Annotated in this window: 25 protein-coding genes and 2 tRNA genes; 15 read left to right on the forward strand and 12 right to left on the reverse strand. The window is 46.0% G+C overall.

Going from position 1 to position 21,293, the window contains the following annotated elements:
- Positions 1-141 precede the first annotated feature (141 nt).
- The 3 genes from HY807_00230 to HY807_00240 are packed head-to-tail and all read left to right on the forward strand — an operon-like array spanning position 142 to position 3,513.
- A complete protein-coding gene (locus tag HY807_00230; protein ID MBI4824837.1) occupies positions 142-1,266 on the forward strand; it encodes a trypsin-like peptidase domain-containing protein in 1,125 nt (374 codons plus the stop codon).
- A gap of 17 nt (positions 1,267-1,283) precedes the next feature.
- Entirely contained in the window at positions 1,284-1,997 is a 714-nt protein-coding gene (gene mqnB, locus HY807_00235) for a futalosine hydrolase (protein MBI4824838.1), read from the forward strand.
- A gap of 19 nt (positions 1,998-2,016) precedes the next feature.
- Positions 2,017-3,513, forward strand: coding sequence for a hypothetical protein (locus tag HY807_00240; GenBank protein MBI4824839.1), 1,497 nt, complete (start codon positions 2,017-2,019; stop codon positions 3,511-3,513).
- A 19-nt stretch (positions 3,514-3,532) separates the two neighbouring features.
- Here HY807_00240 and moaA read toward each other — a convergent pair whose 3' ends face one another.
- The 7 genes from moaA to tolQ form a co-directional block, all read right to left on the reverse strand.
- The gene (moaA, locus tag HY807_00245) at positions 3,533-4,510 is read right to left on the reverse strand and encodes a GTP 3',8-cyclase MoaA (GenBank protein ID MBI4824840.1); all 978 of its coding nucleotides are present in this window, start codon (positions 4,508-4,510) and stop codon (positions 3,533-3,535) included.
- A 6-nt stretch (positions 4,511-4,516) separates the two neighbouring features.
- Positions 4,517-5,689: a tol-pal system protein YbgF gene (ybgF, locus tag HY807_00250; GenBank protein MBI4824841.1), complete on the reverse strand. Its 1,173-nt coding sequence runs from the start codon at positions 5,687-5,689 to the stop codon at positions 4,517-4,519.
- Entirely contained in the window at positions 5,676-6,254 is a 579-nt protein-coding gene (pal, locus tag HY807_00255; GenBank protein ID MBI4824842.1) for a peptidoglycan-associated lipoprotein Pal, read from the reverse strand. Before pal ends, ybgF begins: the two co-directional genes overlap by 14 nt.
- Positions 6,255-6,332: 78 nt before the next feature.
- Positions 6,333-7,550, reverse strand: a complete 1,218-nt coding sequence (locus HY807_00260) for a PD40 domain-containing protein (GenBank protein ID MBI4824843.1) — start codon at positions 7,548-7,550, stop codon at positions 6,333-6,335.
- A 1-nt stretch (position 7,551) separates the two neighbouring features.
- Complete coding sequence (locus HY807_00265) at positions 7,552-8,262, reverse strand: TonB C-terminal domain-containing protein (GenBank protein ID MBI4824844.1); 711 nt, start codon at positions 8,260-8,262, stop codon at positions 7,552-7,554.
- 59 nt (positions 8,263-8,321) lie between these two features.
- Positions 8,322-8,714: a protein TolR gene (gene tolR, locus HY807_00270; protein ID MBI4824845.1), complete on the reverse strand. Its 393-nt coding sequence runs from the start codon at positions 8,712-8,714 to the stop codon at positions 8,322-8,324.
- On the reverse strand, positions 8,677-9,333 hold the full coding sequence (gene tolQ, locus HY807_00275; protein MBI4824846.1) for a protein TolQ: 657 nt from the start codon (positions 9,331-9,333) through the stop codon (positions 8,677-8,679). Before tolQ ends, tolR begins: the two co-directional genes overlap by 38 nt.
- Before the next feature lie 237 nt (positions 9,334-9,570).
- Between tolQ and atpF (HY807_00280) the strand changes: the two genes are divergently transcribed.
- From atpF (HY807_00280) to HY807_00335, 12 genes are all read left to right on the forward strand, one after another.
- Entirely contained in the window at positions 9,571-9,990 is a 420-nt protein-coding gene (atpF, locus tag HY807_00280) for a F0F1 ATP synthase subunit B (GenBank protein ID MBI4824847.1), read from the forward strand.
- Between the two features lie 3 nt (positions 9,991-9,993).
- Positions 9,994-10,614, forward strand: coding sequence for a F0F1 ATP synthase subunit B (gene atpF, locus HY807_00285; protein ID MBI4824848.1), 621 nt, complete (start codon positions 9,994-9,996; stop codon positions 10,612-10,614).
- Positions 10,611-11,147, forward strand: coding sequence for an ATP synthase F1 subunit delta (gene atpH / locus HY807_00290; GenBank protein MBI4824849.1), 537 nt, complete (start codon positions 10,611-10,613; stop codon positions 11,145-11,147). The genes atpF (HY807_00285) and atpH overlap by 4 nt, the downstream gene beginning before the upstream one ends.
- 31 nt (positions 11,148-11,178) lie before the next feature.
- The gene (locus HY807_00295; protein MBI4824850.1) at positions 11,179-12,696 is read left to right on the forward strand and encodes a F0F1 ATP synthase subunit alpha; all 1,518 of its coding nucleotides are present in this window, start codon (positions 11,179-11,181) and stop codon (positions 12,694-12,696) included.
- 16 nt (positions 12,697-12,712) lie between these two features.
- Positions 12,713-13,576: an ATP synthase F1 subunit gamma gene (gene atpG, locus HY807_00300; GenBank protein ID MBI4824851.1), complete on the forward strand. Its 864-nt coding sequence runs from the start codon at positions 12,713-12,715 to the stop codon at positions 13,574-13,576.
- A gap of 114 nt (positions 13,577-13,690) precedes the next feature.
- Positions 13,691-15,106, forward strand: a complete 1,416-nt coding sequence (gene atpD / locus HY807_00305) for a F0F1 ATP synthase subunit beta (GenBank protein ID MBI4824852.1) — start codon at positions 13,691-13,693, stop codon at positions 15,104-15,106.
- Between the two features lie 8 nt (positions 15,107-15,114).
- Positions 15,115-15,528 carry a F0F1 ATP synthase subunit epsilon gene (locus HY807_00310; protein ID MBI4824853.1) on the forward strand — a complete coding sequence of 138 codons (414 nt, stop codon included), beginning with the start codon at positions 15,115-15,117 and terminating at the stop codon, positions 15,526-15,528.
- A gap of 73 nt (positions 15,529-15,601) precedes the next feature.
- A complete protein-coding gene (locus tag HY807_00315; protein ID MBI4824854.1) occupies positions 15,602-16,261 on the forward strand; it encodes an HAD-IA family hydrolase in 660 nt (219 codons plus the stop codon).
- 5 nt (positions 16,262-16,266) lie between these two features.
- Positions 16,267-16,992, forward strand: a complete 726-nt coding sequence (locus HY807_00320; GenBank protein ID MBI4824855.1) for a tRNA1(Val) (adenine(37)-N6)-methyltransferase — start codon at positions 16,267-16,269, stop codon at positions 16,990-16,992.
- Between the two features lie 146 nt (positions 16,993-17,138).
- A tRNA-Ala gene (locus tag HY807_00325) sits at positions 17,139-17,214 on the forward strand.
- Between the two features lie 44 nt (positions 17,215-17,258).
- A complete protein-coding gene (locus HY807_00330; GenBank protein MBI4824856.1) occupies positions 17,259-17,504 on the forward strand; it encodes a GIY-YIG nuclease family protein in 246 nt (81 codons plus the stop codon).
- A 210-nt stretch (positions 17,505-17,714) separates the two neighbouring features.
- Positions 17,715-17,915, forward strand: coding sequence for a heavy-metal-associated domain-containing protein (locus HY807_00335; GenBank protein MBI4824857.1), 201 nt, complete (start codon positions 17,715-17,717; stop codon positions 17,913-17,915).
- Between the two features lie 9 nt (positions 17,916-17,924).
- Here HY807_00335 and HY807_00340 read toward each other — a convergent pair whose 3' ends face one another.
- The 5 genes from HY807_00340 to HY807_00360 form a co-directional block, all read right to left on the reverse strand.
- Positions 17,925-19,088, reverse strand: a complete 1,164-nt coding sequence (locus HY807_00340) for an NAD(P)/FAD-dependent oxidoreductase (protein MBI4824858.1) — start codon at positions 19,086-19,088, stop codon at positions 17,925-17,927.
- Between the two features lies 1 nt (position 19,089).
- Entirely contained in the window at positions 19,090-20,397 is a 1,308-nt protein-coding gene (locus HY807_00345; protein ID MBI4824859.1) for a nucleoside transporter, read from the reverse strand.
- Positions 20,398-20,432: 35 nt separating this feature from the next.
- Positions 20,433-20,517, reverse strand: a tRNA-Leu gene (locus tag HY807_00350).
- Between the two features lie 128 nt (positions 20,518-20,645).
- On the reverse strand, positions 20,646-20,924 hold the full coding sequence (locus HY807_00355) for an antitoxin (GenBank protein MBI4824860.1): 279 nt from the start codon (positions 20,922-20,924) through the stop codon (positions 20,646-20,648).
- Positions 20,921-21,199, reverse strand: coding sequence for a toxin (locus HY807_00360; protein MBI4824861.1), 279 nt, complete (start codon positions 21,197-21,199; stop codon positions 20,921-20,923). Before HY807_00360 ends, HY807_00355 begins: the two co-directional genes overlap by 4 nt.
- Positions 21,200-21,293 lie beyond the last annotated feature (94 nt).

Raw genomic sequence — 21,293 nt, forward strand, 5'->3', positions numbered from 1 at the left:
TAATGGCTCAACAAGACATGCATGGACGATTTTTACATAAGATCATTTATATATAATTCATGATATCTATACATCGCATATGATATCCTATTATCAAATAAGCGATAAAATATTTTTGCTGAATTTATAATGGTGCCCTTAATGTTAAGACATGACCTGACGATAAGAAATATCTTAATTCTTATCATCTCCCTGTTGCTCTTTCCACACACCTCTCTTGCCGATGCCGGAAAGATATTCAAAGATAACAATGATGCCGTGGTAGTTATCAAAACCTATGACAAAAAAAACAATCCGCTGGGCCAGGGAAGCGGATTTATCATAAGCAAGAACGGGGCGATCGTAACAAACCACCATGTAATAGAAGGCGCTGGCAGCATCTACGTAAAGATAGATAACAAGGCGGTAAAGGTCGAAGAGATAATCAGTGACGATAAAGAGAATGACCTTGCTGTTCTTAAGGTAAGGGCCGGCAATTATCCCGTAGTGACACTCGGAAGCATTGATAATATAGCGATTGGTGAGAATGTATATGTGATCGGCAGCCCTCAGGGCCTTGAGAACACTATCTCAGACGGCATACTGAGCGGGATAAGGGAGATGGCACCGGGCAAAAAGGTGCTTCAGATCACCGCCCCTATCTCCCAGGGCAGCAGCGGGGGCCCTGTATTTAACGAGGAAGGCCGGGTCGTCGGGGTTGTGACCTTTCTGCTTATGAAGGCGCAGAACCTCAACTTTGCCATGCCGATAGACCTTGTCAGTTACAGCGCAGGCACAAAAAGGTCCTTGGATATCAATATCCTGAAACCGGATGAGACAGCAGCGAAAAAGACCGAATACACACCTGCCTCTTACGAAAACTCCTCCATGAGGATCACAACATCAGACGATATAAATAAAAAAGCTCCTGCGGAAGAGGCGGAGCACTGGTATAAACTCGGGCTTTCATATGGAAAAACAAAGATGCGTAAAGAGGAGATAACCTCTTATAAAAAAGCTGTCAAACTGAACCCCGAACACGCGATGGCCCATTATAATCTCGGCCTGGCGTACAGCGATCTGGGCATTTATGATGAATCAATAAAAGCCTTTGAAGAGGCGGTAAAGCTCATGCCTGAATATGCAGAGGCCATTTACAATCTCGGCCTTGCCTATCTGAACGTCAACAATAAAGAGTCATCTCTTCTGCAATATAACAAACTGAAAGAGATCGACCCCAAACTCTCAGAAAAACTGATGGAACAGATAAAGAGCCTGTCTCATTGATTTAATACAACATACTTATGACCTATACAGCCCTGCTTTCATCTGTCCCTTTTGAGTCTGAACTCTTGCTGGCAGAACTCAGATCTGTCCTAAAGACAAGCGTTGCCGGCAGAGATGTTTATCAGGGGAAACTCTTCAACAAAGATATCCTGCTGATGAATACCGGGATCGGCAAGGTCAATGCAGCGCTTTCTGCCGCTGCGCTCCTTGAGAATTTTACGATAAAGCTCATTGTCAATACAGGGATAGGAGGCGCGTACCCCAACTCCGGACTTAAGGCAGGAGATATCGCCATTGCCGCAAAAGAGATATACGGCGATGAAGGAGTGATGACATCAAGAGGGAACGAAGGCTTGAAAAAGATCGGCATACCCCTTGTCGAGATCGGGAAGAGGCAATATTTCAATGAATTCCCTCTTAATAAAAATCTCTTCAATACGGCCGCCGGCATGGCATTGCGCATCACGCAAATAAAGACAGGTAATTTTGTGACCGTATCAGCAGCAACAGCCACACATGAATTGGCCCTTCAGCTTGAAAAGAAATTCCATGCTCTCTGTGAGAACATGGAAGGAGCTGCTGTAGCGCACGTCTGTACGGTATACGGAATATCAATGCTTGAACTGAGAGGGATAAGCAATATTGCGGGGATACGCGACAAGAGAAAATGGAATATAAAACTCGCAGCTGAGAACTGTCAGAAGGCTGTGCTTGAGATAATAAAATCTTAATCCAACGCCATAGATCTGCGTGATCAGTCTAAATACAAAAAAACCAGGCATCATTCAGCTTTTACATCAAAATCCTGTGCTTGTTCTGCTTTTCACCCTTAGCCTTATCATAAAGTTAATACCTGTAATATTTTTCGATCCGGCAACCACCAACTCAGATGAGGCAGTCATGGGCCTGATGGGCCTTCACGCTTCACAAGGCAGCTTCCCCCTCTTCTTCTATGGCCAGGCTTACGGCGGCGGGCCTCAGTACCTGCTTGTTATTATTTTATTCAAACTCTTCCCGCCGTCAATTGCGCTCCTTCGCCTTTCAAGCGTTATTCTGCTTTTAGCCACAGAAGTGATTTTCTACAGCCTGCTTAAACATATATACAAAGAAAATGCGAAGAGGTTTTTGGCGCTGGCCGCGTTCATGTTTTCATCAAGTTATTTCACTGTCTTCTTTTCCGGTGTTTATGAAACCCACCTCAATAACGTTTTTTTCTGCGCGGCCCTTGCATACCTTTATTTATCACACGATGAAATCTTCTCACGCCCCATCGCCAAAGGACTTGTCCTTGGAATGGGCTTCTGGGTTTCAGATGTAGTGGTTGTCTTTCTTCTCGCTCTTTTGCCTCCAATGTTCCTGAAACGGCCGGTTCTCAAATTTAAGCCTGCGGAGATTTCAGCTTTTGTTCTATCTTTTATCGCAGGGGCCTTGCCGAAATTATATTACCTTATCAACCCTGAGGCATGGTATGTCTCGGTACGGGCAGGGGCGTTTCATCCGGCAGGGCTTGAACTGTCCTTTGCTAAGTTTTTGGTGCTGGTTTTAAGGTCCCTTCCGCAATATTTTTTCAATGATGTCATCCATCCGTTATCCATCCAATATCTTGCCTACGCCCTCATATGTTTTTCAATCATGGCATCAAGTTACTATTTGTTAAGGTCCGTAATGACACGTGACGACAGCGCCGGGATCCCGCTTTACTTCGGGCTGGTATTTTATTTCATTATGTCAGCGGATATCATCAGCGATAATGACTACGGAACGATCACCCGATACCTCTTTCCATGTCAATTTTTCATCTCTATCTCTATAGCAAACCTTATCGGCGCCCCTTTTGCGCTGAAGAAGGCCGGCTCAGGGATTCGTTACGCGCTTGCGGCGATGGTGCTGATCTCCGGACTTTTCTCAACAGCCGGCGCTTACTATGATTATGCCCTTAAACCGGATAAAAGCATCTATGAAGTTATTGAAGCGCTGGATATAAATAAATGTGAATCCGGATTTGCCGATTACTCGGCAGCCTACAAGATATCTTTTCTTACACAAGAACGGATAAAACTCTCGACACTTCAGAGCGTCAGGATAAAATCATATGATGAAGAGGCTAAAAAAGCAGGGCACAAATGTTATCTTTTTGCAAATAAGAACGATTTTGACAAATGGGAATCATCACGATCTTCAAGCATGAGCAGCATAAACAGCGAAAAAGCAGGAAAGTATCTTATGGTTATTGAAGACAACTTGTAAAAAAGATTATTCCAGAGAGTCAGCCCCCGATCCTTGACATCGGCTTAAGCAGCACTGATCCGTCCCTGCAGGATATATTATGTTTCTCAGGTTTTACCTCGATTGAATGCCTTATCAGCTTTTCAATCTCAGTATCTGACGCCCCGCTTCTGAGCGCTCCCTTCATGTCCACCTCTGTATCGGAAAAGAGGCATGGCCTGAGCTTCCCGTCTGCTGTAAGCCTTAATCGGTTGCAGTCCTTGCAGAATTCATGTGTGACAGCGTTTATAAAGCCTACTACACCGGGGGCTTCATCAAAGCGGAAGTACCTTGCAGGCCCTGACCTCCGCAAACGCACAGGCGTAAGACGCCCGACTTTTTCAACTATCGACTTTATCTCATCGACAGGGATATATTTCTCAGGGCTCCAGTTCTCTCTTGCCCCGATCGGCATGAATTCGATGAACCTTACCTGGTAAGCATTGCTGAGTGTAAGCCTTGCAAAGTCCTCTATCTCGTCATCATTAAACCCCCTGATCGGCACCATGTTGATCTTGACGGGCCTCAGGCCCACACTCTCGGCCTTCCGGATGCCTCTCATGACAGGGTCAAGAGAGCCCCCTCTTGTTATCTCCCTGTATTTTTCAGGGATCATAGAGTCCATGCTTACGTTTACTCTGTCAAGCCCGGCCTCCGCAAGCTCAGCGGCAAATTTTTCGAGCAGCACCCCGTTTGTGGTCAGGCTTAGATTCTCTATGCCTTTGATCTGCCTGAGTGAAGAGATAAGGCCGGCAACACCCTTTCTGGCAAGAGGTTCCCCTCCTGTTATCCTGACCTTTCTGATGCCGATTGGAACAGCCAGCGTAACTATTCTTACAATCTCGTCGTAGCTGAGAATATCACTATGGCTGACATGCTCTACCCCCTCTGAAGGCATGCAGTATATACACCTGAGGTTGCACCTGTCAGTTATCGAGATGCGGAGATAATCAATGGTTCTTCCGTGGGGATCATTCACTTGCGCTTACAGTCGCTCTGGCGCGGCGCCCAGCTTCTTCCTTGCGACGGCTGCCTCTTTAGAATCGGGGAACAAGTCAATGAGGCTCTTTAATATAAGATCTCCTGTCTCACTGTCATTAAGCTCATAAAAGGCAAGGCCCTGTTTTAATCTTGCAGAAGGTATCTTGTCGCTATCAGGGTACTTCTTCAAAAGCTCTTCATAGGCGAGGATGGAATCTTCATACATCTTTTCCTTGAAAAAGCACTCTCCTATCCAGAACTTTGCGTTGTCCGAATATTCATTTTCTTTGAAGTCCTTTATGACGGACATGAACTTGGCTCTTGCATCTTTATATTTTCCTGCCTTGAAAAGTTCCGAAGCGGAATTGTAAACATCCTTTACATCAGCCGGCCCCGCCTCTTTGGTAATGTCAGTCTTTTTTGCATCCGTCTTTATTTTTTCTGTTTTATCTGTTTCCGGCTTTTTTGTATCTGTTTTTTTTACGTCCGGTTTTTTGGTGTCTGTCTTTTGTGTAACATTCTTTTTTGAAGGGATACGCCTTGACTCAGTTGCGGCAACCTTCTCGTTTAAATAGTCCTGCTCTGACCTTAACTTTTCAATTTCTGTTATCATTTCATCAATTTTAATTTCATTTGTTCTTATTTTTTCTATTTCTAACCGTATCTCATCTATTTTTGATCCATCAGTTCTTGTTTTATCCATCTCTGATCTTATTTCATCCATCCCGGCCTTTATCTCATCCAGTTTGGATTTCAGGTCTTCCAGCAGGACTGCCTGGCCGCTTATCTCAGCAGCAAGCAGCTCCCTTTTTTCCGCCTCATCCCTGAGGTCTTTTTCATAGAGATGCTGTGATTCATCAAGCCGGCCTGTTATCTGCTGAACATCGCCGGACAAAGACTGCATCTTCATGAATAGATTTGAGACAGCCCTTGCGGTAGCTTCCTGTGAATCTTTTGTCCCCTCGATCTTTTCACTGAACTGTTTCTCGCTCTTGGGCATCTCGCTCTCAATGATTTGTGACCTTCTGCCCAGCTCCTCAACCTTTTTCTCCAGCTCGCCGACACTGTACTGCATCTTGCCGATATCCTGGGTCGAAGCGCACGCAGAGAGCGTAAAGATAATGATAATGACAAAGGCATTGAGCAAGAAATCAGAAGCTTTTTTATTCGGTGACAACAAAGTGATCTCTCCTGTTAAGCTGCCAGCAGTTTTCATCCTGTACAGTACAGGCAGGTTTTTCCTCGCCGTATGTGATGGCTGTAATGCGTGAGGAAGAGACGCCTACAAGCGCAAGGTACTCGCCTGCTGCCCTCGCCCTCTTCTCGCCCAACGCAAGATTGTATTCATTGGTGCCCCTTTCATCGCAGTGGCCCTCGATTATCAGATTTGTCTTGCTGTGTTTCACAAGCCATGAGGCGATCACATCAAGCTGGGCGCGGCCGTCATCCCTCAAATTATATTGGTCGTAATCAAATAACACATCCTTGAACACAAGGTCTATCTCTTTTCTGACAGCGGCGTCATTGAGGTCGATCTCCTTGATATTATCTTCGCTGATGACCGATTCAGTGATAACATTTTCACCTGTTTCAGCCCCCTTTTTGTCCTTAGTTTCAGTAACAGTGACAGCGGCCTCTTCACATGTCCCGTCTCCGCCGAAAAGATCCTGCGTGCACCTTGCGGCATCATTAAAGGGCCCATCCTTCCGAACCTGCTGTGCACACCCGGCAACCAGAACCATCAGTAAAAGAATCAGAATTTTTTTCATCTCTTTTTATCCTCCATATTTATTGTCAAGTTTGCGTTAAGCTGTCATTTATCAGTTAAGATAAGGCGACCATCGTGGAATAAGCGCCCTCACCTTGTCAGACGTTATCTTCCTCTGGCCTTCTCCGTTTATACGCATTACGTAAATACCACGGCCCTTCTTCCTGTCAGAGTCAAAAGCTATGAAAAGGCCGTTCGGTGAAAATGTGGGGTTCTCATTGTTCCCTTCATAAGTAAGCTGCCTTGAGCCGGTTCCATCAGATTTTATCACGAATATCTGATTTTTACCATCAGTTCTGCTCACAAAAGCTATCCATTTTCCGTCAGGCGACCACGCAGGCGACTGGTTGTAGCTCCCTTCGAATGTAAGCCTCTTCAGGTTTTTCCCGTCAGGATCCATGATGTATATCTGCGGGGTTCTGCCCCTGTCAGAGACAAAGGCTATTTTTGAACCATCCGGAGAAAAAGCGGGAGATATGTCGATGCCGATGGAAGTCGTGATCTTTTTGACATCCCCCCCGCCGGCTCTCATTGTATATATTTCCGGGCTTCCGTCTTTTGAAGATGAGAATGCGACAAGGCCGCCATGCGCGCTGCCCACGAGATTGATCCCGCCTGATGAAAATATCTGATCCCTCACTCCCTGTTTAATGTTAAGCCTTAAGATCCTCCACTGCCTGCTTCTTTCGGCAGAATAATAAATGTAATTGCCATCCTCAGACCAGCTGTGTACAAGCGGGAGTCCCTTTGATTCAATAACGCTTGAATTATATCCGTCCCAGTCCATGAGATGAAGTTCTTTCTCACCTCCTGCGTCAACAATATAGGTGAATTTCGTTCTGAAGCTGCCCGTCTGGCCTGTGATGATCATGAAGACATCATTTGCTATCGAGTGGCCCAGCGCCCTCACGCTGTTCTTTGATGCCTCATACTTTTTATCCATCAGCGTGCCGCCTGCCAGGAGATCCCTGACAACGGCCACGGCTTTGATATTCCCGTCTTCTTCCATGGTTATATCTATCGCCATCTCCGCGCCGCCCAGCTCCGGAGCGACATCAGAGAATATTCCTGTCAGATAGAGGTCGTTCTTTACAACTTCTTCAACGGTTTTGGCATCCGCACTTCCGGTTGAGGTTATTGTGATTGGTATCTCACTCCAAGTGGGGGAAGTTATATCAATATAGACCTTTGCCTCTGATAAAGAGAAAAAGGTAAATACCGATAAAATTACAGAACAAATACAATATATGTATTTTTTATTTTTTTTCATCCTATTCTTCCACCTTAAAAGTAAATACTATGCCTTCCTCAATCACCTCTTCCCTCATATCTGACGGCGGTTCAGGGAAAGGATTTTTTTTCGTTTCTTCACTTGCATCCAACATAGCCTTTTGTGTAGAACGGTCATATACCCAGTTATTGGAAGTCTTAGTAATCTTGAATGCAATTATCTTCCCAGCATTATCTACTCTTATATCAAAAACCGCCTCAAGACCTTCGACATCAATACTTTTTGGTATCTTCCAAAAACTTTGAATATAGTCTTTTACATTACTTTCATATAACAGCCGGGCATCCACATCTCCCAAACCTGCGTAAGGATTTGATGACCCTGAAGCAACTTCAGCCGTTTTCTTAACACGGCCTTTTATATCTGCTGCTAAATCTCTAAGCTTCCGTTTTTTATCTTCTTCCTCTTGTTTCTCCTTGGTCTTCTTATCAATACGCTCACGTAATGTAGGAGTGGGATCCGTTGTCATCTCTACTTTTTTTATTTCTTCCTTTAACTTCTTCTCCGGGATTATCTTTTTCTCTTTCTCAACAACTTTCTTTTCCGCAACAGTAACTTTTCGGGTTGCATCAGGAACCTCAACTTTGCGGATCACTGCCGGATTCACAAGGCTGACATAGTAATTCTTTATCTCCTTCTTTTTGTGAACAAGCGGAATAACTGTTACAGCTATAAATATAAGATGAAGCACAACTGAAGAGATAACTATCTTTTGAAAACTTGGTTCTTTCCCCGGGTTAAAAGGCCGCCTCATCGAATCGTTACTTCAGATTCCGTGATCATGCCCAGCCTCTCTATGCCTGCTTCTCTAAGCTCACCCATGACATTTACTATGACGCCGTACGGCACATCCTTGTCAGCCTTGAGAAAGACATCTTTATCAGCCTTGCCCTCGAACTTTGATCTAATGGTGTTAATGGTCACAGAAGATTTGTCCAGATATATCTTGCCGTCATTCTTTACTGTAATGACTATCCTTTCAGCAGGGGTAAGCTCCTGTCCTTTTGCCTGTGGGAGGTTGACATCTATCCCCTGCTGAAGCAGAGGGGCGGTGACCATAAATATCACCAGAAGGACGAGCATTACATCCACGAACGGGGTTATATTAATCTCTGACAGAGCCTGTCTGCGCCTGGCCATCATTCCTCGAAAAGTGGTCTATCAGTTCCTGGGAAAAGTCTTCCATCATTATTATATTTCTTTGTGCCCTGCTAAGGTAGTAATTGTATGCGATAACAGCGGGTATGGCAGCCACAAGTCCTGCCGCCGTGGCGATGAGGGCCTCTGCTATTCCTGGCGCAACGACCGCAAGCGATGCTGAACCAAGTTTGCCTATGCCTCTGAAAGAGTTCATTATCCCCCAAACGGTTCCGAACAGCCCTATGAAAGGTGTTGTGGAGCCGGTTGTGGCGAGAAAGGTCAGATACTTCTCAAGCCTGGCAGCTTCCGTAGCCTCAACCCTCTTGAGTATCCTCTTTATATCCTCTTTCTTCCTGTCCCCGGCGGAATGGGCGGCCTTGAAAAGGTTTGCCGCCGGGCTCAGTGAAAGGCTTCTTGTGTTTTGATTAAGAGAATCCCAGTCTTTGCTCTGGGTGAAGTTGCGGTAGAATACGCCTGACTCCTTTTCCACTTTAGCAAAAAACCTGTGCTTGTAAATAATGATAGCCCAGGAATAGACCGAGAAGAAGAGGAGTATAAGAAGGACGAGTTTTACTACCGGGCCTGCCTGTAATATAAGGTTAAGTACTGTATCTCCATTCATAGTATATAGAGTGTAAAAGAATGGCCTTTAAAAGTCAAAGCATCCCGGCTTGACTATAATAATGTAAATCAATAAACCAGCCATAATTTGAAAAATACGGCAGTTTGTTTAAAACATAAGTTTCGCAAATAAATTTATAAAGACAGAGTTGTTGACAAAATACTGGTGCTATGTTAAATTTTTCATATTTTTTTCTCGGTAACATATCAAATTCCTTAGTTATAAGGCGGGTTTTTAATGTTAGATATTAACAGATTTTTCTTTTGGCATCTTGCTAATTTTTTAATCCTGATATGGCTCTTGAATATCATCCTCTTCAAGCCCCTCTTCCGCATATTCGATGAAAGGTCCAAACTGATAGACGGTTCACTTGAGAGCGCCAAAGAGCTTGCTAAAGAAAAAGATGATCTTCTGGCCCAGGTCGACGCAAAACTCGCCAAGGCAAAAGAAGAGGCTAAAGCAATAAGTGAAGCATTCAGAAAAGAAGGTTCAGATGTTCATAAGCAAGCCATGGAAGCTGCTCAGAAGGATGCCGAAGAGATGAGTAAAAAGGCAAAAGCAGAGCTTGCTGCATCAGTGCAGAAAGCAAAGGACGGCCTCAAAAATGAGATCGAAGCATTTTCCGGCAAGATAGTCGCGAAGATGCTGGGGGTATAATTAATGACTGAATCAAAAACAACTATCCTGAAGAAGCTGATCTTTTTAATGTTTATCATATCTTCTATCTTCTTTCTGATCTCTCCTGGCCTTGCTTTAGCAAGCAGCGAAGCAGCGGAACATGCCGGAGCCGAACATCACGGCATCGCATGGGCCGAACTGATATGGCCGATCATAAATTTCACATTCCTCGTGGGAATTCTCGTATTCTTTACACGCAAGCCTTTTAAGGAATTCTTCAGGAGCAGGACGGAAAAGATAGAGAGTTCCATTAAAACAGCTACCGAGGCAAAAGAGCTTGCCGAAAAGACGCTAACAGAAGTCCGCGCGAGGCTAAGCGATACCAGGCAGGAGACAGACCTTATAATCGAGGCGGCAAAAAGGACCGGAGAGAAAGAGAAGGCATCTCTTATCGCTGAAGGCGAACATATCAAGCAGAAGATAGTTGAACAGGCAAAGGCAAGCATTGAATTCGAACTTGCAAAGGCAAGGCAGGCGATCAAATCAGAGACTGCGCTTCTGGCGCTTGAAGCAGCTGAAAACGAGATCAAAAAACGGCTTGGCAGTAATGAGCAGGAAAAACTCATTGATGAATATATAAAGAAGATCGAGGTAGCAGGTTGAATAAATCACATATCGCAAAAAAATTCAGTAAGGCGCTTATAAATGCCGTTGATATTTCTATCATTCCTGATTTATTGAAAGAGCTGAATCTGTTCTCAACTCTTATGGATTCCGACAGGAAGATAAGGCTGTTCATCGTCAGCCAGATATTCACTCCTGAAGAAAAAAAGTCAGTCCTGAAAAATATTACATCCCATTTGAAATTTTCGTCACAAACGGAAAAATTCCTTAACCTGCTTTTGGCTGAAGGGGCAATCTCGGTCATAAAAGAGATCATCGCAACATCTGACAGCATGTACCATGAAAAGGTCAGGAAGGTCACCGCAGAGGTATCTGCCCCTGTGGCGCTTGATGAAGCCAGCATAAAAAGGCTTAAATCCGCTCTCGGGTCTCTTACCAATAAAGAAGTTGATATAGAAAGCAGCATTGACCCTTCACTTATAGGCGGATTCATAGTTAAGGTCGGCAGCACCATATATGACAGCAGCATCAAGGGGCAGCTTAAACTTTTAAAGGCTGAGTTAATAAGATAAAACAAATTAGAAGTTAATATAGGGGGTTTCAATGGATATCACAGAACTCAAAGCTGGTGAGATAAGTGAACTGATAAAAAAACAGATAACCGATTTTGAGAAGCGTGTTGACGTGAGCGAAGTCGGCACGGTCGTAAAGGTCGGCGACGGTATCGCAAAGATCTACGGGCTTGACAATTGCATGTCCTCAGAGCTTCTTGAGTTCCCGAACAACATCTTCGGAATGGCGCTCAACCTTGAGACAGACTCTGTCGGCGCGGTTCTCTTTGGTGAAGATACCCTTATCAAGGAAGGCGACCTGGTCAAGCGTACAGGAAAGATCATGTCAGTTCCTGTCGGAGAAGCCCTGCTTGGAAGGGCGGTCAATGCTATCGGGCAGCCGATAGACGGCAAAGGCCCGATCAACACAACCCTGAGCAGGATAGTTGACGTTGTCGCTCCCGGCATCATCGACAGGCAGCCTGTGCGTGAACCTATGCAGACCGGACTGAAGGCAGTTGACGCGATGATCCCGGTTGGAAGGGGACAGAGAGAGCTCATCATCGGCGACCGCCAGACCGGAAAAACAGCGGTCGGAATAGACGCTATCATCAACCAGAAAGGCACCGGCGTGCTTTGTATATATGTCGCAGTCGGACAGAAACGTTCAAACGTCGTCCGTGTGGCCAAGAAGCTTGAGGAAGAAGGCGCGTTGGAGCATACGATCATTGTTTCTGCTACAGCAAGCGAGGCTTCACCGCTTCAATACATCGCCCCATACACAGGCTGCGCCATGGGCGAGTATTTCAGAGATAACGGCAAACACGCCTTAATCGTATATGATGACCTCAGTAAACAGGCAACCGCTTACAGGCAGCTCTCACTGCTCCTGAGGCGCCCGCCCGGACGTGAGGCATTCCCCGGAGACGTATTCTATCTCCATTCAAGACTGCTTGAGAGGTCTGCAAAGCTCTCTGACGCTCTCGGCGGCGGCTCTCTTACCGCGCTTCCTATAATCGAGACGCAGGCTGGTGACGTTTCAGGTTACATCCCGACAAACGTCATATCGATCACAGACGGCCAGATATACCTTGAGCCTGAGCTCTTCTATGCAGGCGTAAGGCCGGCAGTTAACGTCGGGCTCTCGGTCAGCCGTGTTGGAGGCGCCGCACAGACAAAGGCAATGAAACAGGTCGCAGGCACACTGAGGCTTGACCTTGCGCAGTTCAGGGAGATGGCGGCATTCGCTCAGTTCGGCTCTGACCTTGACGCGGCGACACTCGCACAGATCGAGCGAGGCAAGAGAATGGTCGAGCTGCTTAAACAGGATCAGTATGTGCCTATGTCAATGGGAGACCAGGTTATCGTTCTCTTCGCAGGCACACAGGGCTTTCTTGATGATGTACCCGTAGAAGCGATAAAAAAGTTCGAGAAAGAGTTCCTTGCTTACATACGCGGAACCAAAGATGAACTCAGGGCCGAGCTCGCTGATAAAAAAGCGATTGACGACACGCTCAAAGAGAAACTGAAAGCCGCGATCGCAGAATTCAAGAAAGGATTTTCAGCATAGCAACTGACAGCTAACCATGGCGACATTAAGAGATATAAAAAGAAGAATAACAGCGGTCAAGAGCACAAAGCAGATCACAAAGGCCATGAAGATGGTCGCCGCCGCCAAGCTGAGGCGGGCACAGAACAGGATGATCGACATGCGGCCGTATGCTGACAAGATGAATTCCGTCATCGCAAGCATGACCGGAGGCGAAGCTGCCCACCCCCTGCTTGTAAAGAGGCCGAGAAAGACCGTGGAGATACTGGTGCTTTCGAGCGACCGGGGCCTGTGCGGCGCTTATAATACCAATATCATCAAGGCTGCCGAAAAGTTAATAGCAACGCGGCACGATGAAAAATTCAATGTAAGCATAAGCATTGTCGGAAAGAAGGCGGCTGATTATTATAAAAGGCGCGATATTACGATCAGAAATTCATGGGTAGGATTATCAGGAAAACTCACTTACACCGATGCCCAGAAGATAGGAAGCGATATCGTTGAAAATTACGTCAATGAAACTATTGATGAGGTTTATATCATTTACAATAAATTCGTAACTGTAATGAATCAGGAGGTCACGGTAAAGAAACTTATGCCTGTGTCAGCGGAAAGTGAGGCCGGGGCAGAAGAACCGTCTACTGTATTCATTTATGAGCCTTCGCAGAAAGAGATACTCAACCAGTTACTGCCGAAAAATATTGAGGTGCAGATATACAGGGCGCTACTTGAATCACAGGCTTCAGAAGAGGCGGCAAGAATGACCGCCATGGAGAACGCCACACAGAACGCGGACGAAATGATAGGCAGCCTGACTCTTCAGTACAACAAGGCGAGGCAGGCTACCATCACCAAGGAGCTTATGGATATCGTCGGCGGCGTTGAGGCGCTGAAAGATTAATTTATATGTCATTCCCGTGAAAACGGGAATCCAGTTCCATATTTTCCGGATTCCTGCTTGTTCAGGAATGACAGATTGATATTTGATTTTTTTAATTTATGGAGGACATAGATCATGAATGAAGGTAAAGTTGCACAGGTCATCGGCGCTGTTGTTGATGTCGAATTTGAAGATAAAATGCCTGCGATATTGAGCGCTCTGAAAGTGGAGCAGGCCGGAGACTCTGCAAAAGGGATTCCGGATATAAACCTGACGCTTGAGGTGGCGAGCCATCTCGGCGACAACATGGTAAGAACCATCGCCATGACAACTACTGACGGCCTTGTCAGGGGCATGAAGGCTGTTGACACAGGGATGCCGATAACTGTCCCGGTCGGCGAGAAGACCCTCGGAAGGATAATGAACGTCATAGGCGAGCCTGTCGACCAGAAAGGCCCTATTGATTCGAAGACCAGGCTTCCTATACACAGAGAAGCCCCTGAATTCACACATCAGGACACCTCAACACAGGTCTTTGAGACCGGCGTTAAGGTCTTTGACCTGCTCGTCCCGTTCGTCAAAGGCGGCAAGATGGGCATGTTCGGCGGCGCAGGCGTAGGCAAGACCGTTGTTATCATGGAGATGATCCATAACATAGCAATGGTTCACGGCGGCGTTTCAGTCTTTGCAGGCGTCGGAGAGAGAACAAGAGAGGGTAATGACCTTTATCTTGAAATGAAAGAGTCCGGGGTTCTCAGCAAGACCGCCCTGGTCTACGGCCAGATGAATGAGCCGCCCGGAGCAAGGGCAAGGGTTGCGCTTTCAGCGCTTACCTGCGCTGAGTACTTCAGAGACGAGGGGCAGGACGTTCTTATCTTCCTTGATAACATCTTCAGATATACACTTGCGGGCGCGGAACTCTCAGCGCTTCTTGGAAGAATGCCTTCAGCCGTCGGATACCAGCCCACACTTGGAACAGATATGGGTGTGCTTCAGGAAAGGATAACATCAACAAACAAAGGCGCCATCACATCGATGCAGGCGATATATGTTCCTGCTGACGACCTTACAGACCCTGCCGTTGCTACGGCATTTACTCATCTTGACGGAACGGTCGTTCTCTCAAGGCAGATATCAGAGCTCGGCATCTACCCTGCCGTTGACCCGCTTGATTCAACATCACGTATCCTTGACCCGCTCATCCTTGGTGAAGAGCACTACGCTGTTGCAAGAAAGGTGCAGATCATTCTGCAGAGGTACAAGGAACTTCAGGACATCATCGCAATCCTTGGAATGGAAGAGCTTTCAGAAGACGATAAGCTGACGGTCAGCAGGGCAAGAAAGCTTCAGAGGTTCCTGAGCCAGCCGTTCCACGTTGCTGAAACATTTACAGGCACCCCGGGCAAATACGTAAAGCTTGCTGACAGCATCAAAGGGTTCAAAGCGATAGCAGAAGGAAAATATGACACCGCCCCTGAGCAGGCCTTCTACATGGTGGGAGCCATTGAAGAGGCTGAGGCAAAGGCAAGGGGCCTCGGCTGGAACGGATAAGGATTTAAATGGCAGATAAAAAACTTACATTGGATATTGTCACGCCTTACGGCCATGTCTTTACCGGCGAAGTGGATGAGGTCATAGCAGCAGGAAGCGAAGGCGAGTTCGGCATCCTGCCTGACCATATACCTTTCCTCACAACTCTTAAGATCGGCATGCTGACATATAAGAACGGCTCTGAAACAGGATACTTCTTTGTTAACTGGGGATATGCCGAGGTGGGGCTGGACAAGGTCACCATACTTGCAGACAGCGCTGAAAAGGCTGAAGATATTGATATCGAAAGAGCCAAAAGATCCAAACAGCTCGCTGAAGAAAAGCTTAAACATGACCAGAGAGTTGAGGATGCTCACGCGGATGCGGCAATTGAACGCGCATTAGCAAGAATACAGGTAGCAGAAAAACGTCATACAAAATAATTATTCGAAAAGAGGTGAGGAGATTTGGATATTCCTCACTTCTTTTTTTTATCTCATTTTCCGGTTATAAATCATGTTGAAACTCCTGATCTTCGACCTCGACGGCACACTTGCAGACACCAGTCTCGATTTAACTTCCGCTATTAATTATGCTGTTGAGCCTTTCGGAACCGGGCCGTATTCCGTTGAAGAGACCAAGATGATGGTCGGCTCAGGCATAACAAAACTCCTGCACTCATTAATACCTGAGAAAGCCCTTTCCAAATACGACCCAAAGGCTGATCCGTTCGAAGAGGTCAGTACGAGGTTCCTCAGTTACTACTCAGCGCATCTCCTTGATGATACGACAGCGTATCCGAATGTAAAAGAGACGCTCTCGAAACTCAAGTCATACAAGAAGGTTGTGCTGACAAACAAGAGAGAAGGTTTTTCTAAAGAGATACTCAAAGGGATCGGCCTGCTCGATCTCTTTGATACTGTGCTTGGAAGCGACAGCGTGGCTGAGAAGAAGCCCTCGCCTGTCCCGATATTGAATATCATTGAGCATTACGGCGTATCAAAAGATGAAACCATCATCATCGGCGACAGCAATTTTGATATAAGCGCAGGCAAGGCTGCCGGGATACGGACTATTGCAGTCACCTATGGTTTCCGCCCTGTTGAGATGCTGAAAGACGCTGACTTTATTATTGATAATTTCGCGGATATCCTGCCTATTCTGCAGAAGATATAAACGATATGAAACCAAAATCCGGCGAGACTTTAGACAGCATCAAGGACGTCAAGATACTCCAGTCTGAAAAAGGCTACCGCTTCAGCATAGACGCAGTCATACTCGAAGACTTCATATCAGCAAAAAAGCATGACCATGGCATTGAACTCGGAGCCGGTTCCGGTGTGATCTCCATATTGCTTGCCAAAAGGTTCAGCAGCATTAAATTGACGGGTGTCGAGATACAGAAGACGCTTGCCGTACGTGCTGAGAAAAATGTGAAGCTGAACAGCCTTGAAGACAGGGTAACCATACTTAGATCAGACATTAACAAATTGAAAAATATATTCCCTGCAAATAAAGCTGACCTTGTATTTTCAAACCCGCCGTTCAGAAAGACAGAGACCGGGCTGATCAGCAATGATGAGGAAAGAGCAGCTGCAAGGCATGAGATAAAGATGACGCTCTCCGGCCTTATAGAGACCGCCTCATACCTTCTTAAGGACAGGGGAAGGCTGTACATGATCTATCATCCCTTCAGGCTGATCGAGCTCATAAGCCAGATGCAGAGATCCAACATTGAGCCTAAGAGGATGAAGTTCGTCCATTCCCGGCAGGGTGAAGAGGCAAAGATGGTGCTGATAGAGGCTGTCAAAGGCTCAGGCAAATGGCTTAAAGTTCTCCCTCCTCTTTACATACATAATGGAGGCAATGAGTACACTGGAGAGATAAAAAAGATGCTTGGGAAATGATCTGCTCCTTTATTTTTTCACAGGATATTTATGTTAATATAATCACCATGGGGCTGTAGCTCAGACCCATAGAAGAGAGCGGTCGATTCGACAGGCCGACGGTTTATAAGAAGTGCAAAATTATTACATTAGATAATCAATCATATGGGGCTGTAGCTCAGCTGGGAGAGCGCTTGACTGGCAGTCAAGAGGTCGACGGTTCGATCCCGTTCAGCTCCACCATGCAAACCATAGGGGGCTGTAACTGACAGCCCCTTTTTTTATTTATGGCCTATTATGTATACCTGCTAAAAAGTAAAAGCAAGGGCGCTTCATATGTTGGCCATACTCAGAATCTAGATATCAGACTTGCCGAGCATAATAGCGGTAAAAGCAAATCAACACGTTACAGCCGTCCATGGGAACTGGTTTATAGTGAAGAAGTTCAGACACGTTCTGAAGCAGTTAAACGGGAACAATACTTTAAATCTCAAATTGGCAGGCTTGAATTAAAGTCCAGAGGATTACTCTGAGAACGCAATGATGTTTTCAGTTTATGAGAGCGGTCGATTCGACAGGTCGTCCCGACGAGTCGGGATCAGCTCCACCAATGAAAACCATAGGGGGCTGTAACTAACAGCCCCTTTTTTTTATTTTCCTTCAGGCTGCAACCCCTGTATTTTGCTTTTGCATATTTCATGTTAAGATTATTCATGCGTTATTAAATTTTAGAGGAGGCGGTTATGGCTGAAATAAATTTAAAAATAGAGGGCATGAGCTGCGGGCACTGTGTAATGGCGGTAAAGAAGGCTCTTGATAATCTCGCCGGCGTGACTTCATCAGAAGTAGCGATCGGCTCTGCAAAGGTCGCATACGACGGGACGAAGACAGACAGAGAAAAGATTGAGGATGCGGTCAGAAAGGCAGGATATCAGATAGTTTAAGAAAGAGCATCATATCGTCTCACCTTCTGTCAGTTTCCTGAGGCCCCTGTGGCTTCTGATCCCGTGCACCGTCTCAGAGGCGCTCTTCCCAAACTTGCTGAAGACGATCTTCAGGAACCGCTTCTGCTGCCTGTTATAAAAGAACCAGCGGTGCCTCTTTGCCGATATCATTTCAGGCAGGATATGTTTTTGCAGCAACGCATGATAAGCGTTCCCGGCGTCTATATTTTCATTTACTGATTTTATAATAGCCCCGGCAGCAAGCTCGCCGCTTCTATGGGCATAAAATATCCCCTCGCCGAATATAGGGTCTGCAAATCCTGCAGCATCGCCTGCGAGAAGAGTGCTGCCGAAGAACGGCTTCATCAGAAAATTGCCGAAAGGAAGAGGATACCCTCTCACACTTTCTTTTTTTAGTTCATCCAACCTAATTTCAGACAGGAAATCATGGAAAGAATCCACAAAACCCTTCTTCTTATTCTTCCTGTTAAGGCCGCATATGCCGATCACCAGCCTCTCGCTGTTGGGAAATATCCATGCGTACCCGTAATCCGCAAAACCGAAAAAGACCATGGGATGATCCACCTCAAAGTTTACATCTGCCCGGGCAGCGGTTATCTCTATCGCTGTACCAAGGTCATATTGCCATGAATCTCTGTTAAACCTTTCAGACGGAAATCCCTTTCTAACTGAACTGTGCACACCGTCAGCGCCGATGATGAACTTAGCCTTAAGCACCCTGCCTGAATCTGTCATGACTGCATTTAAAGAGAGATCGCAATTAGTGACACTCTCCCCTTCGGCTGTCACCACGCCTGCGCCTTTTGCCTTGTTCAATAAAAAGTCGTCATAAACATATCGTTCTACAAAATAATAAGGAACGGCAAACCTGTTCTTCGCAAGGCTCTCATTTCTGTGAAGGATCTCATATCTGTCAGATTCAAAATTGATCGCACCGATCTCTTTCAGAGAGCCTGTCGTCTCATTGAATACTCGTTTTAAAAGCCTGACTGTCTTGTGAGTGATGAGCCCTGCGCAGAGCTTCTTTCTGGGGAAACTGCTCTTGTCGATTATCAGGACACTCAGGCCTGCTTTGGCAAGAATATAACCGGCAGTGGAACCGGCCGGCCCGCCGCCTGCGATTATTACATCGTACTTTATCGGCTCAGACATATTACCGCCCCAGTAATATGGAGCCTCCGCTATAAAAAGTCCCTGCGACCGCTGCCGTCATGAGACAGGCAAGGGTTGCGGCAAGCAATGCCCTCGGCCCTACCGCTGAAAGGTCCTTTATCCTTTCAGGAGCAAGCGCAGCGGTGCCGCCGACAAAAATAGCGAGAGAAGCTATATGGGCAAAACCACACAACGCGTACGTGGCAAGAAATGCCGAACGCGGGTCATGAAGAGCGTCTTTTGATAAAAGCGCGGAAAGGTCTATGTATGATTTCGTCTCAGTAAGCACAGCCCTTTCGCCGATAAGCTTTGCTATCTCAAATGCGTCAGACGCAGGGACGCCTATTATCAGTGTGAACGGATAGAAAATATATCCAAGAAGGCCTGTAAGCGACCAGTCAATGCTAATGCCTGCAAAGCTGTTTATGTTACCGCCTGCCGAACCCAGCATAAGGTCAGTAAGGGCGGCAAGCCCGAGAAAAGATATAAGAAGCGCGCCTACCCCGGCGGCAAGCTTCAGCCCTGCATTAGCGCCGTTTATCGTAGCCTCAATTATGGAAGACTCTTTTTCATAATAAGGCGCGACATCAACTCCGAGTGTCACGGGCTTTTCGGTCTCAGGCATAAGGAGCTTCGACATTATCACAGCCGCCGGCGCTGAAAGTATTGATGCGGATATGAGATGCCCCGCTATCGTAGGGAACTTGTTATGAAGTATGAGGACATAAAGAGCGAATACCGTTGATGCAATCGTAGCCATTCCGGCCGTAAGTATGGTGCAGAGTTCCGAGCGTGTCATCTTCTGGAGATAGGGGCGTATGGTTGTCATAGCCTCAATGCCCACGAAGATATTGCTTGATGTGCAGAGCGCCTCGGCACCGCTTATCTTCATCAGCTTTGTGAATGTCCTGGAGAATATCTTTATGAACCACGGCATGATGCCTATGTAATAGAGTATGTTCATAAGGCTCGCGAAAAATATTATCGTAGGGAGAGCCTGAAAGACGAAGATAAAGCCCAGGGACTGCTCGCCGTTCGGCCCTGTCGTGCCCGGCGGGTAGGCGAGAACGCCAAAGAGAAACTTTGCCCCTTCGTTCGCGACAGAAAGCACGCTTACAACCGAATCGTTCAAAAAGAGAAAGACCTGCGCGCCTGCAGGGATGATGAAGATAAAGAGCGAAAATATAAGCTGAAGCGCGATGCCCCAGATGATGACCCTCCAGTTTATCAGCTTCCTGTCAGTTGACAGGCTCCACGCAAAGGCCATCAGTATAAATATGCCGGCAAAGCTTACAAGGTTATAATTCATGGGTTCCTCCGAACTGAATTATTTGTTGTCTTAAATGGTGCGAGAGGGGGGACTCGAACCCCCAAACCTTGCGGCACCAGATCCTAAGTCTGGCGTGTCTGCCAATTTCACCACTCTCGCTGTTAACTCTTTTATTTGCCTGCCGACAGGCAGGTCTGCTCCCGATAAATCGGGACAGGCAATTTCACCACTCTCGCGTGATTGATTTTAATGAATTCATGAACCGTAATCAACTGTTTATTGATCCGTTATCGGTTAATTAATACTTTGCCCTCATTATATTTATGAATCAGCATAGTAATTAAAGATTGATATGGAATGCCCTCTTCGATCGCCTTTGCCCTGATCTTCTTTAAATCCCTCTCACTCATTCTAATATTGATCCGTTTTTGTTTATTGAGGCTATAGCGTGCATGTTCCTCGTATTGTTTCTTTTCCTTCTTGGTTAGGTCGGAAAGCCACTCCTCTTTTTCAAGTGATATTGCCAATTCCTTTTCGTCTTTATCTAAGTATGCTGCCTTATTCATCTTTTGCCTCCAAAATACTTTTTTGTTGCTTTGCTGTTTGGTATTATTGTTTTCAGGAATATTTTTTCATTATCCTCAACGTATGGCACAGAATATATATAATCTTCGATCTTTACAAGAAAGACTTCCTGATTTGGATATTTTTCCGAATTAGGATGTCTTACCCTGTCTATCAGATCACCCAATGCTATCGCCAATTCAACCTGCTCAAAAGACACATCTCGTGTTTTTTTAAGCATCTCATTTTTCTCATCATTCCAGTCAAAATATTTCATAAGTGTGTGCCTATTGTATTCGTGTTATAGAATAACAATGATTTATGTTTGTGTCAAATCATTAAAAGTGGAATAATCAAACAGGATAGAGAAT

The organism is Nitrospirota bacterium, assembly GCA_016207885.1.
Classification (GTDB): Bacteria; Nitrospirota; Thermodesulfovibrionia; order UBA6902; family UBA6902; genus JACQZG01.

What these genes read in the sequence shown, in the direction of transcription:
- HY807_00335 (MBI4824857.1), top strand. Translation starts at nt 17,715, where the DNA reads ATGGCTGAAATAAATTTAAAAATAGAGGGCATGAGCTGCGGGCACTGT.
- HY807_00340 (MBI4824858.1), bottom strand. Translation starts at nt 19,088, where the DNA reads ATGTCTGAGCCGATAAAGTACGATGTAATAATCGCAGGCGGCGGGCCG.
- mqnB (MBI4824838.1), top strand. Translation starts at nt 1,284, where the DNA reads ATGACCTATACAGCCCTGCTTTCATCTGTCCCTTTTGAGTCTGAACTC.
- HY807_00355 (MBI4824860.1), bottom strand. Translation starts at nt 20,924, where the DNA reads ATGAATAAGGCAGCATACTTAGATAAAGACGAAAAGGAATTGGCAATA.
- pal (MBI4824842.1), bottom strand. Translation starts at nt 6,254, where the DNA reads ATGGTTCTGGTTGCCGGGTGTGCACAGCAGGTTCGGAAGGATGGGCCC.
- HY807_00260 (MBI4824843.1), bottom strand. Translation starts at nt 7,550, where the DNA reads ATGAAAAAAAATAAAAAATACATATATTGTATTTGTTCTGTAATTTTA.
- HY807_00360 (MBI4824861.1), bottom strand. Translation starts at nt 21,199, where the DNA reads ATGAAATATTTTGACTGGAATGATGAGAAAAATGAGATGCTTAAAAAA.
- HY807_00230 (MBI4824837.1), top strand. Translation starts at nt 142, where the DNA reads ATGTTAAGACATGACCTGACGATAAGAAATATCTTAATTCTTATCATC.
- HY807_00315 (MBI4824854.1), top strand. Translation starts at nt 15,602, where the DNA reads ATGTTGAAACTCCTGATCTTCGACCTCGACGGCACACTTGCAGACACC.
- HY807_00320 (MBI4824855.1), top strand. Translation starts at nt 16,267, where the DNA reads ATGAAACCAAAATCCGGCGAGACTTTAGACAGCATCAAGGACGTCAAG.
- atpG (MBI4824851.1), top strand. Translation starts at nt 12,713, where the DNA reads ATGGCGACATTAAGAGATATAAAAAGAAGAATAACAGCGGTCAAGAGC.
- atpF (MBI4824848.1), top strand. Translation starts at nt 9,994, where the DNA reads ATGACTGAATCAAAAACAACTATCCTGAAGAAGCTGATCTTTTTAATG.
- HY807_00310 (MBI4824853.1), top strand. Translation starts at nt 15,115, where the DNA reads ATGGCAGATAAAAAACTTACATTGGATATTGTCACGCCTTACGGCCAT.
- atpD (MBI4824852.1), top strand. Translation starts at nt 13,691, where the DNA reads ATGAATGAAGGTAAAGTTGCACAGGTCATCGGCGCTGTTGTTGATGTC.
- HY807_00345 (MBI4824859.1), bottom strand. Translation starts at nt 20,397, where the DNA reads ATGAATTATAACCTTGTAAGCTTTGCCGGCATATTTATACTGATGGCC.
- tolQ (MBI4824846.1), bottom strand. Translation starts at nt 9,333, where the DNA reads ATGAATGGAGATACAGTACTTAACCTTATATTACAGGCAGGCCCGGTA.
- HY807_00330 (MBI4824856.1), top strand. Translation starts at nt 17,259, where the DNA reads ATGGCCTATTATGTATACCTGCTAAAAAGTAAAAGCAAGGGCGCTTCA.
- HY807_00295 (MBI4824850.1), top strand. Translation starts at nt 11,179, where the DNA reads ATGGATATCACAGAACTCAAAGCTGGTGAGATAAGTGAACTGATAAAA.
- atpF (MBI4824847.1), top strand. Translation starts at nt 9,571, where the DNA reads ATGTTAGATATTAACAGATTTTTCTTTTGGCATCTTGCTAATTTTTTA.
- tolR (MBI4824845.1), bottom strand. Translation starts at nt 8,714, where the DNA reads ATGATGGCCAGGCGCAGACAGGCTCTGTCAGAGATTAATATAACCCCG.